At 35.1% G+C, this 8,235-nt stretch carries 3 protein-coding genes and 1 pseudogene; 1 reads left to right on the forward strand and 3 read right to left on the reverse strand.

The window, feature by feature from the left end; translation table 11 throughout:
* From ACKI5C_RS09005 to ACKI5C_RS09015, 3 genes and pseudogenes are all read right to left on the reverse strand, one after another.
* A pseudogene (locus ACKI5C_RS09005) lies at positions 1-1,052 on the reverse strand (hypothetical protein); the annotation flags it as partial.
* A 208-nt stretch (positions 1,053-1,260) separates the two neighbouring features.
* Positions 1,261-5,619, reverse strand: coding sequence for an Ig-like domain-containing protein (locus ACKI5C_RS09010; RefSeq protein ID WP_407432797.1), 4,359 nt, complete (start codon positions 5,617-5,619; stop codon positions 1,261-1,263).
* Between the two features lie 203 nt (positions 5,620-5,822).
* A complete protein-coding gene (locus ACKI5C_RS09015) occupies positions 5,823-6,380 on the reverse strand; it encodes a hypothetical protein (protein ID WP_407432798.1) in 558 nt (185 codons plus the stop codon).
* A 218-nt stretch (positions 6,381-6,598) separates the two neighbouring features.
* Here ACKI5C_RS09015 and sstT point away from each other — a divergent pair, with 218 nt between their 5' ends.
* Positions 6,599-7,837 (forward strand): serine/threonine transporter SstT, encoded by a 1,239-nt coding sequence (gene sstT / locus ACKI5C_RS09020; RefSeq protein ID WP_407432799.1) that lies wholly within the window; start codon positions 6,599-6,601, stop codon positions 7,835-7,837.
* Positions 7,838-8,235: the final 398 nt, after the last annotated feature.

Genomic DNA, 8,235 nt, shown 5'->3' on the forward strand with positions numbered 1-8,235 from the left:
ATATTTGAACCTGAAACACTAGTCCAGAAGCAGTTTGCTCCACCACCATCACTAGAGTCCTGACCATTTGCTGTGTTGTTGGAATATGTTCCGGTAATATTTGAACCTAAAACATTATCTCTGAAGTAGTTTGCTCCACCATACCTTGCTGCTGTGTTGTTGGAATATGTTCCAGTAATATTTGAATCAGAAACACTACCTGAGAAGTAGTTTGCTCCACCAGCATAAATTTCTGCTGTGTTGCTGATGTATTCTCCAGAAACATTCGAACCTGAAACACTAGTCCAGAAGCAGTTTGCTCCACCAAAATCTGCTTTGTTGTTGGCATATGTTCCGGCAACATTAGAATCTGAAAAACTATCCCAAAAGTAGTTTGCTCCACCATAATTTGCTTTGTTGTTGGAATATGTTCCGGTAATATTTGAACCTGAAACACTATTTTCGAAGTTGTTTGCTCCACCAAAATCTGCTTTGTTGTTGGCATATGTTCCAGAAACATTTGAATCAGAAACACTATTTTCGAAGTAGTTTGCTCCACCATAGCATTCTGCTGTGTTGTTAATGAAATTAGCATTAATGGTGGAATTAGAAATAGCATTTACAAAATAAATAGCACCACCATTATCATCGTTACCATTTATAAAAGTAATGTTTTGTATGGTTATTTTCTTGGAAGTAACAGTAAATATTCGTGAGAATTTTTCTGCATCCAAAATAGCATTGTCTTTACCAATGATAGAAATACTTTTATCGATTAAAATAGCTCCATTATAATTATTCTTATATGTTCCAGTCAGATAAAGCGTATCTCCATCGTCAGCTGTGTCAAGTGCAACTTCAATATCCTTGAATGTATTTCCCCCAACATCAATAGATTTTCCTATGATTTCATTTTTATTTGATATTCCTAAAATATTGGATTCATTTAAATCCCCATTTTCCTGCAAGCCAACCTCGCTTTTGGCCAAGCCGGCAATTTCCTGACTATCTTCCAGAGATAATCCTAAATCATCTGTCTGATTTGCATCTTCAACAGCCGATGCACAGGCCATCGACATTAAAAAAACCAGTATTAAGCAAATGCTTATAAAATATTTAAACTTCATGAAAATTCTCCCACAATGTCATTTATATCTATTATTATATTGTATCCATAATGATTAATAAATTTTGTTTATTTGTTCATTAAAATCGCTGAAAATAAACCAATATTCAATGAATAATATTCTAAAAAAGAAAAAAAGTGTTGAGAAATTAATCTCAACTTTTTATTGTAATTTTGTTTGCAATGGCTGTTCCGTTATAGCTTGAGGTTATGATGTATTCGCCAGGCATCAGGTTAATGTTTAATTTTGCAATACCATCACTGCCAGTTAATCTATTATACAATACGCCGTTAACATTGAATGTTACGTTTTGATCGGCATAAGGTTTTCCCTCACCGTCAACAAGAGTAGCCTTGAACTGAGTTCCGTCACGGTATTTCATTGAAATGTCAGTTGCATTCAATATAGGCAATACCTTGATGTTGTTGGATACAGCACAACCTTTATATTCTGCTGTAATGATATAATCTCCAGGCTGCAGGTTAATGTTCAATTTAGCAATACCTGATTCGTTTGTCGCACGGTTGTAAAATACTCCGTTGATGTTGAATGTCACGTTTTCACCGGCACCGACAGCCTTGCCATCATCACAGATTACTTTAACAGTGTATTGTGTTGCGTTTCTGAAATACTTTGTAATGTCGCTGTTTTCTATGATTTTAGAAATAACAGTAATGTTATTGGCCGTATTTTCTCCAGTCTTGATGTTTGTTGCTGTGATTATATATTCGCCGGGCTGCAAGTTGATGTTTAATTTTGCTAAACCTTTATCGCCGGAAACTTTACGGTCATACATCACACCGTTGATGTTGAATTTGACATCTTCACCATCTTTAAGGTAATTTCCTTCACTGTCAAGGAATGTAGCCCAGTACTGGGTCCCGTTTCTGTACATTTTGACAATATCAGTACCGTTAACAGTAGGTAACACAGTAACCGTCCCATTAACGGAAGTGTCATTGTAGGTAACAACAACCCGATATTCGCCTGAGTTCAAGTTGATTGCCATAAATGCCTGACCATTGTCATCAGTAGTCCTATTGTATTGTCTACCATTAATATAAATGGTTAAGTTAGCATTTGCAATGGGATTACCTTCTCTGTCAGTAAGGTTTACAGCAAATCTTTCAGGACCATGGAAATACTTGGTCAAGTCTTCAGCAATTATAATAAAGTTCTCTTCAATGGAAATCGGATGAACAACTTCAAATCCAACGTATTTATCGTCCCCGCCATAGTTTAGGGTTGCATTGTAATCTCCAGCAGGAACATCACTTAAATTAAATGTAGCAATACCGTTTTCAATAGGCGCAACAAAAGTTTCATTGCCAATAAGTAATGTTACATTACCTGTAGCATTTTCAGGAACCTCAACGGTTAAAATAGTATCATTTAAAGTGATTTCGGGATCAAATGCAATTTTAGATACGGTTACAGCAATTGTAGAATTGGTTGGCAAGTACTTGTCATTACCGGCAAAGCTTACAGTAACAGTAGCATTACCTTCACCCACAGCAGTAACAATACCATTTTCATCAACAGTCACAACAGAAACATCACTGGAAGTGTAAATTAACTCACCAGCATCAACAGGATCTATAATAGCACCAGAATTAACCTCATCGCCAATTTTCAATTCGAAAGTATCATTATAAAGAATGATTTCAGTAGGTATTTTAAATACATCAACTTTAAATTCTTCATCTTTAGCGGCTTCATACTTATCAGTACCGTTGAATGAAACAGTAATAGTAGCAACACCTTCACCAACAGTAATAAATGAATTATCTACAATTTTAACAACAGACTCATTACTGGAGGTGTAAGGTAAGCTATATTCATCAGTGATATTTTTTCCTTCGTTATCCTGAAGCACAGCAAGGTTATCGTAAGTATCATTTACATAGGCAGAATAACTATGCTCAGTAAGTTCAATATTGGTAGGTATTTTACTTATACTAACAGAAACAGTAGTTGAATTTTTCACATAATCCTTTTCATTAATGGTAACTGTAATTACTGCAGATCCTTCACCGACAGCAGTGACTGTAGGAACACGATTGACAAGTTTAACAGTTGCCACAGATTCATTGCTGGATGAAACTTTAATATCCAAATCTTCAGGTGTGGTGGATGTATAGAATTTGCCGAATTCATCAACAAACAACTCTAAAGAGTCGGGATCAGCAACAACTGAAGCATTTTTCAAACTAACAGTAACAGTAATATTCTTACTCTCAGCAGCGGCATACTTATCATTACCATAAAATGCAATAGTAACATTAGCACTACCTTCAGCAACAGCGGTAAATGTACCATCACCATCAATGATAACAACACTCACATCACCGGATGTATAATCCAACTCACCAGCATCAGAAGGAATTATGCCAACGCCAGGATTAGCTTCATCTCCAACATTCAAATCCAAAGTAGTCTGATTAAGAATAATCTCAGTAGGTATTTTACTAACAGTAACTGTAACACTAGCTTCGCAATCAGTATAATTTTCATTGCCTTTGAATGAAAGTGTAATATGGGCTTTTCCTTCACCAACCCCTTTAATAATTCCTTTGGAATTGACTGTCACCACACTTGTGTTGGAACTTTTAAATGTAATTCCTTTTAAATCGTCAGGTTCTGTTGTATAGTTGACTTCTGATTTGTCATTGCAAAACATTTCAATTGTTTTATTTTTTGGAATTATTTTGGTCTCTATGATTAGGATGTTGGATGTTGCCTGATCAGTTGAGTTTTTGTAGATGTCATCTCCAAGATAGTTGAATGTCCATTTGTACTCTCCAACGGGGTATGCATCGTTTCTTATTTCAACAGTGAGTACTTTTTTTCCTTTTTTGCCTTCTTTAGTAACATCAATTGTTTTACCGTTGCTTAATGTCATGTTTCCAGTTGCATTTTTGGGCAGTGTTACTTTAAACATTATGCCATCCTGGTCAGTGACATTTATGTCATATGACTCTACAGTAATATTTGAATCAAGTTTCAGTACGGTCAACTTTCCGGATGCGGTAGCATTTAAAAATGAATCGTCACCAGAATAGGTTACCATGACATCGTACTCATCAGGAAGAATGCCTTCAAGATTTATTGTGGAGTTTAAATCCATATCATCAAATATTTCATTGTGTTTTTTGCCGTTAAGTGTTATGTTTACTTTTCCTGTTGCGGCGGAATTGTAATTGAGAGTGAGCGTTGTATTTTCTGCATATGGAACTTCCCCATCAACGATTGAAAGGTTTGGATTTTCCTTATTGACATTTAAAGGAATTGTGTAAGCTGCATTTTCTATTGATGCAGTCACACCAGCAGTTCCGCCCCTAGTTGCCGTATACTTGACAGTATCTCCAAATTTGGCAGTATCGCTACTTACATTACCATTTGTTGCAGTAATTGTCAGGTCAACTGGTTTTAAGAGATTTTTGTCATATTCATTTGTATTGTTATTGCTTGAATCAAACACCCATATTGTAAACGTTATGTCGGATGTGTCTGACACAGATATCGTATCGGGATTTGCTGTTGCGTTTAAAAATAGCCATTTGGTGCAGTACTTTATTCCGGGGCTGTCTTTATAGTTGCTTTGATTGTGTCCAAACCAGTTGTACTCCCCATTAGACTCCGATACATCAAAATTGATAGGAGTTCCGTTGTTGTTTAGGAAAATATTATTGTTGACGCTTATGTCGGTACCTGAAGACCCCAAAAAGTATACGATAGCATTAGCACTGTTTTTTGTAAAAATACTGGTAGTGATTTGCACAGAACTACTCTCTCCACCTACTATGGAATAACCCTCTGCAGTGTTGTTTGTGAAAATGCAGCCTTCGACTTTCACAGTAGATATCATCCAGCCTATTGCTCCACCATTATTGTTTGCTTTATTGTTTGTGAATGTGGAGTTGATGACTTGTACATTAGCACTAGTTGACATTATTGCTCCGCCCATTACTGATGCAGTGTTGTTTGTGAATGTGCAGTCGATGATTTGCACATTGTCACTATGGAACACCATAATTGCTCCACCATCCTCAAAGTTACCATTTACGAATGTAATATTGTGTATTACTACATTTTTTGAGTTTGAAATGAGAAATATTTCTGTCTGTCCCTGTGCATCCAGTATCGTAGAATTCCCAATAATATTGACAGTTTCCTTTTCATCAATTCCGATTTCACTTGTTCCAGTGTATGTGCCAGGTTCCAGATAGATTGTATCATAACCACTATCGATTGCACTTTGAATAGCATCGAAAGTGTGATTTGTAACAGTTGCGGGTTCCTTAAGTATCTCATTGCTGTTTGATAACCCTAAAATTTGAGAATCATCATATACAACATCATTTGATTCGATTTCATTAATATCCATAATTTCAGTTGCTTGTCCACCAACACTTGCCGCGACTGCAGTATTGGCATCGCTTGCGCAGACACTAGCCACCCCAAATATGAAGATAGCCAGCACCAGCATAATCATGCTTTTCCTGTATTTCATGTGCTATTTCTCCCTTTATTATAATAAATACTTTTGAAGAATTCTTTTTATTTTAAACAAACAAAAAATAAGTCTGTTTTTCCAGTTTAAAATATTCAATCTTTAATAATAAGTCTATAAACTGATAGTTATATGACTACCTATTTTAATAGAAAAAAAGTAGTTGAGAAATTAATCTCAACCTCCTGTTTGAATTTCTTCAGCTAAATTCCAAAATCGTATTTGCCTCTTTGGACTCTTTCAAAGTAGGTTAGACCAATTGTCACTGGAATGATGATGTATTTAAGAGCGGCAAACCAAGGTAGGCCGGCCATGATATCGAATATAGTTATAATTGTACTTGCAATAAGAATTACTAAAAGAGCATAGTTGGCAACTTTGTAGTTTTTCCTGTACTCGCTCATAAAAAAGATTGTACTAATCAGCAATATTACTGTAAGCAAGCCTGTAGGACTTTTCAAATCAACTATATTTACAAATAATCCCATCAGGATTAAAAGAATGTACATAACTAATATTGTGGTAAATAAAACTTCTCTGCTTTTTTTAGCGTTAAGTCCATAAAATGAATAGACTAAAAGAAGAATACAAACAACCAGTGAAATAACGTTTGTCATATAGCTTAGAGTATCAAGGTCTGTTTTAAAAATCCCCCATATACTGATTATAGTTGCAATTATTATCAGTATACTTTGAAAAAGCAGACCGTAAGCCAATCTTTGAGATATTCCAAAGCGGGCTAAAATTTCATCATTGTCCATAAATATCAATTTCCTAAAATTTGATATTAATATATATTATTCAATTTTATATTTATTTTTTTGTTATTTCTGTTGCTTTTGAATATTATTTTGAAAATCGTTTCTATGTAATTTGTGGTGTTTTAATTAATGTTTAAATTATCAAAATATTATATATGGTGAAATGTTAAACAATTAATTATAAATATAAATTTCATAATCTTTGGGGTGCTTTGAATATGGATATTGTTAAAAAGTGGACGCAGTCAAGTCTTATTTTAAAGATTTTAATCGGACTGGCAATAGGTGCTGTTTTGGGCATTTTAGTTCCGCAATGGGAGCTCATAGGCTTAATTGGGGACATTTTTGTATCAGCCCTTAAGGCAATTGCGCCCATTCTTGTTTTCGTTTTGGTGGCTTCAGCTATTTCACAGGCAAAATCAGGTGACGGATCCAAATTCCGGATGATTATTATTTTGTATCTTTTAACAAATTTTACAGCCGCTCTGATTTCCATTATTGCATGCCATTTCTTCCCGGTAAGCATTCATCTCAACTCCGTCAGTAATGTCACAGCTCCCGACGGAATCGGGGATGTCTTAAGTGACATGATTTTAAAGATAGTTGCAAATCCCATTAAATCATTAATGGAAGGAGAATATCTGGGAATTCTTTTCTGGTCCATAACTTTTGGTGCTGCTTTAAAAGTCGTTGCAAACGATACTACAAAGGAATTTATTGTCGGATTTTCCGATGCATGTACAAAAGTCGTCGATTTAATCATACAGTTTGCTCCAATCGGTGTTATGGGTCTGGTATTTACTTCCGTTTCCCAAAGCGGATTAAGCATCTTTTCAGAATATGGTGAAGCAATACTTCTGATTGTGGGCTGTATAGCTATTGTAGGTTTGGTTATTAATCCTCTGATTGGAGGCATTATTTTAAAGCGAAATCCGTATAGGCTGCTTTTGACATGCTTTAGGGAAAGCGGAATTACCGCATTTTTCTCAAGAAGCTCTGCTGCAAACATTCCAATCAACATGAATCTGTGTGAAAGACTGGGCCTTGATAAGGATTTCTACTCAATAACCATTCCTTTGGGTTCAACTATCAATACAAACGGTGCAGCCGTAACCATAGCTGTAATGACTCTCATAACATGCCATACCATTGGAATTTCAGTATCAATTCCGCTGGCTATTATTCTGGCTCTTGTCACTACTATTGCTGCATGCTGTGCTTCAGGTGTTATCGGCGGATCACTTCTTTTAATTCCCCTTACCTGTTCACTGTTTGGAATCAGCCAGGATATTTCCATGCAGGTTGTTGCAGTCGGATTTATCATCAGTGTAGTTCAGGATTCCTTTGAAACCGGACTTAATTCCTCATGTGATGTCTTTTTCACTGCAGTTACCGAATACTATTACCGGGCTAAAAATTCAAAGCCTGTGAAGTATATGGGCGAGTTTGCGAAATAATTTTTTTTGGAAAAGTTTAAATTTTAATATTTTTAAATGTATATTTAATATTAAAAAGGTGGTGTAAATATGTGGGAATGTCCTGTCTGCGGTCACTGGAATGATGACTGTGAGGAAATGTGCACTATATGCTGGTATATTCGCGGCGTCAATAACTTTATTGATTGGAGCAGTGAATAGTTTTTTTTTGGTGGAGTTAATTGATTAACTCCAGGTAATTCTTTTTTTAATTAAATTTATTTATTAACAGATTTTTACAGGTTTTTGTGTAATAAATATTCTTAAATGCAGTAACTATAATTCTTTTTTTTTGTAAATGTGAGTGTTGGCGGAAATTATTAGTTATTAATAACAGTTCAATTTTTTACTAATTTTTTACATTAATTTTAAATAAAGTT

It is taken from the genome of Methanobrevibacter sp. (genome assembly GCF_045646045.1).
Taxonomy (GTDB): Archaea; Methanobacteriota; Methanobacteria; order Methanobacteriales; family Methanobacteriaceae; genus Methanocatella.

Bases quoted from the DNA above. Each gene is read 5' to 3' on its own strand.
- ACKI5C_RS09010 (WP_407432797.1), bottom strand. From the start codon at position 5,619: ATGAAATACAGGAAAAGCATGATTATGCTGGTGCTGGCTATCTTCATA.
- ACKI5C_RS09015 (WP_407432798.1), bottom strand. From the start codon at position 6,380: ATGGACAATGATGAAATTTTAGCCCGCTTTGGAATATCTCAAAGATTG.
- sstT (WP_407432799.1), top strand. From the start codon at position 6,599: ATGGATATTGTTAAAAAGTGGACGCAGTCAAGTCTTATTTTAAAGATT.